The organism is Streptomyces filipinensis, from assembly GCF_014649495.1.
GTDB lineage: Bacteria > Actinomycetota > Actinomycetes > Streptomycetales > Streptomycetaceae > Streptomyces > Streptomyces filipinensis.
The window spans coordinates 1-1,367 of the sequence record NZ_BMTD01000067.1 but is presented as its reverse complement, the minus strand read 5'-3'; the positions used below and the strand labels follow the sequence as shown (position 1 = coordinate 1,367).

The following is a 1,367-nucleotide window of genomic DNA, read 5'->3' as shown; positions in this document are numbered from 1 at the left end:
TCTGAGAGGACGTTAAGTCCGTTTCTGGTAGCGGCCTCGTCCGGGCTGGGTGAGGAAGCCTTGGCGGGTGAGGCGTCCGAGGCGGCTGCGGGTGATGTTGACGGATGCCTCGTCGGTGGGCATGTTGAGGAGTTCGTGCAGCTCACGGGCTCGGAAGACCTGGTCGGGGTGCTGGTTGAAGGCGTTCACGATGGCCTGGTAGGCGGTGTTCGTCTCGGGCGGATCGGGCTCGCCTCCAGCCGGTGCGAGTTCGGCGACGACCTTGGCGGCGGTGGCCAGGTCCGCGAGTCGCGCTTCAGTCTCGGCCAGGGCGGCGGTGAGGTGCTGGATCTGGTCGCGTAGTTCGCCGGCCCGGGCGGTGGTCTCGGCGTGCCGGGCCTGGAGGCTGGCTAGGAGCTCGGTGACGTTCACGCGGCCAGCCCGAGGGTGTCGCGCCAGGCAGGACTCGGTGTGGTGAGGCGGCGGGCCATGTTCGCGATCGAGGCCCAGTAGACGCGTGAGGCGGAGGTGTCGGGCCGGTGGTCGTACTCACGGGCGAGGCGGCGGTGCAGCATCAACGTGCCGTTGACCTGCTCCACGATCCACCGCTTGGGCTGCGGAATGAAGCCTTTGCCCTGGTCAGCGGGGTTGCGGCGGACGATCTCGACGTCGATGTCCAGCAGGGCGCCGTGGATGAGGACCTCGTCCTTGAAGCCCTGGTCCACCAGGGCCTTCTCCAGGCGGTTGCCGCACCGCTCGGCAGCCTGGTCGAGCAGGGCCGTGCCGGCGGCGTTTTCATGGGCGGAGGCGGCCAGCACGACGACGCCGATGACCAGCCCCAGGACGTCGACGGCCAGTCCCCGCTTGCGGCCGGACATTCTCTTGTGCGCGTCCAGTCCCGTCGTGGTCTTCGGGACACCAGCGGCCGCGCGGACGGACTGGGTGTCGATGATCACGAGGGACGGGTCCTCTAATCGCCGGGCTCTCTCCCTCACCTGGCAGCGCAGGAGCTCCTGGATCCGCTGGTCGAGACCGTCCTGACGCCACAGCGTGAAGTAGTAGAACACCGCTGACCAGGCCGGCAGGTCGTGCGGCAGGTAGCGCCACTGGCAGCCCGTCCGGTTCTGGTAGAAGATCGCGTTCACGACCTCCCGCAGGTCGCAGGCTCCGGGATCCCCGGTCGCCGACCGTCCCACCCGGTCCTGCTTCCAGGCCGTGATCATCGGCTGGATCAACGCCCACTGCTCGTCCGATAAGTCGCTGGGGTACGGCTTTCTCTCCATGGCCCGCATCTCAGCATGAACATGCCCAACAGGTGGCCGACGTGGCGATCAGTCCCACGATCGAGCGATCACGAACCGAGGAAGATCGGACTTAACGTCCTCTCA

The 1,367-nt window shown here is 67.6% G+C and carries 2 protein-coding genes; both read right to left on the bottom strand.

The genetic code is table 11. The features are described from left to right. Nucleotides 1-12: 12 nt before the first annotated feature. Nucleotides 13-411, bottom strand: a complete 399-nt coding sequence (locus tag IE244_RS41480) for a hypothetical protein (RefSeq protein ID WP_191878759.1) — start codon at nt 409-411, stop codon at nt 13-15. After that, the gene (locus IE244_RS41475) at nt 408-1,262 is read right to left on the bottom strand and encodes an IS5 family transposase (RefSeq protein WP_191878758.1); all 855 of its coding nucleotides are present in this window, start codon (nt 1,260-1,262) and stop codon (nt 408-410) included. Before IE244_RS41475 ends, IE244_RS41480 begins: the two co-directional genes overlap by 4 nt. Between the last annotated feature and the right edge of the window lie 105 nt (nt 1,263-1,367).